Here is a 1,827-nt window from a genome sequence, read left to right as displayed (position 1 = left end):
CGGTATCCAAGGACACGATCTCCCGGATCACCGAGAAGGTGATCGGCGAGATGACCGACTGGTGCAACCGGCCACTCGAGCGGGTGTATCCGGTGGTGTTCATCGATGCCGTGCATGTGAAGGTCCGGGCTCTGGCGCAGTCTTCGTGATCAAATCTGGTGCAGTGTGCGTTTGCGGAGTAGGTCGAGGTTGGCTCGGCCGAACATTTGGCGTTTGATCATCTTGATGCGGTTGATGTGGCCTTCGACCGGGCCGGAGCTGTAGGGCAGGGTCAGGCCGTTGCGGACTGCGTCGATATCGCGGCGGAGGTTGCGGGCGAATGAGGCGATCGCGGTCAGTAAGTCTTTCTCGACAATGTTGATCCATTCTTCGAGGCGGTGACCCTCCAGTCGGGTCATCATGATCGCGAAGTCCTCGACATGGTTCGCCAGACGGCTCAGGTCTTTGCTGCGTTTGCCGAGTCGGTGCAGGCTGGTGGTGTCGTCGGTGGGGAGGTTGGCAGGGTCGGTCATGATCCACCGGGTCATGTCGCGGACCGACGGTGGTCGTGGCGCGGGGACCGGCATGTGGCCGGTCCTGGTGCGGAACCGGCGCAGATAGCGTTGAACCTGCTGTTCGGTGCCGGGATATCCCAGCTCGGCGATCTCGCGGGTGAGCTGGGCGCCGTTGCGGATGCCGTCGTTCCAGCGTCGGTGCAGATGCTCGTGGTAGCCGTCCAGGATGGACGAACGCTGCTGGTTCTTGGCGATCAGCGGATCGACCGTCTCGGCATTGGCGAACTTGCGCACTGTCGCTGGATGCAGGCCCAGCTCACGACCGACCGCGGACTTGCTCAGGCCCTGCTGCAGCAGCCGGTGAACCGCGGCATGCTGATGCCGGAAGCGTCTGACCACCTTCAATTCAACATGATCGACGACCGCAGGCGCTTGAACGGACGGCTCAGTGGCAGCTTCCGCGGCCAGAGCCGTAGTCAGCTCGCGGCGAATCGCCGAGAGATCTTTCTCCACGGCCTGGCCGAGGTTCTGCCACAGATGGAACCGGTCGGCCACCTGCAGCGCGGCCGGAGCACCCTGCCGCGCGCCCTCGGCATAACCCGCCGGCCCGGTCCCGGCAGATGATCTGCGGCAGAGGCCTGCCGCGGAGCCATGCAGCCAGGGCGTCACCGTCGCGGCCGTCGATCAGATCGATCGGTCTGCGCGTGTCGAGATCGACCATGACCGTCCCGTAACGGTGGCCGCGGCGGACAGCGAAATCGTCGACACCCAGAATCGCGACCAGGCTGTTCGGCGGGTCCGGAAACCGGCGGACCAGCCGGATCAACGTGTCTCGGCTGGCCGGCAGCCTCAATCGGCCCGCCAGCCGGGCGCCGGCACGACCTGCCATCGCCAACCCGATCGCGACCAACATCGACCTCGATCGGCTCGTGCGCCGCGACCACTTCGCCGTCAGCCCGGCAACCTGTTCGGCGAAGGTCTTCGCCGGGCAATCACTGTTCGAACAGAAGGACCGCCGGACCATCAGCTGGACGGTCACCACCCGGCCGGCGATCGCGGCATCGGCCAGTGTGCGCTGATAGCGGGAGTGCACACGCGCAGAGACCGACTCGCATCCCTGACACCGGGCAGTCGAGGCGGCAACCGCGGCCCGGAGAACCAGCCCATCTCCCTCGCTGTCGACTGCTTCTATCACCAGATCAGCCAAGAGCGCCTATCAGGTTCGGTTGCGGAGTCTTCGCCAGCAGATGAGGGCGGCGGCGAGGTCGAGGAATCCTTGGTGGATGTCGGTGCGTCGTTCCCAGCGGGTGGCCAGGCGGCGGTACCGGTGTAG

1 protein-coding gene and 2 pseudogenes are annotated in these 1,827 nt (G+C 65.4%); 1 reads left to right on the top strand and 2 read right to left on the bottom strand.

What is annotated here, in order from left to right; all coding sequences use genetic code 11:
* A pseudogene (locus tag GVY64_RS36855) lies at window positions 1–128 on the top strand (transposase); the annotation flags it as partial.
* A gap of 21 nt (window positions 129–149) precedes the next feature.
* Here GVY64_RS36855 and GVY64_RS37565 read toward each other — a convergent pair.
* A complete protein-coding gene (locus tag GVY64_RS37565; RefSeq protein WP_236567549.1) occupies window positions 150–1,163 on the bottom strand; it encodes a transposase in 1,014 nt (337 codons plus the stop codon).
* 34 nt (window positions 1,164–1,197) lie between these two features.
* Window positions 1,198–1,587 (bottom strand): annotated as a pseudogene (locus GVY64_RS39415) (ISL3 family transposase); the annotation flags it as partial.
* Window positions 1,588–1,827: the final 240 nt, after the last annotated feature.

It is taken from the genome of Nocardia sp. CY41 (genome assembly GCF_009829325.1).
Classification (GTDB): Bacteria; Actinomycetota; Actinomycetes; order Mycobacteriales; family Mycobacteriaceae; genus Nocardia.
This window is presented reverse-complemented; position numbering and strand designations above follow the sequence as displayed.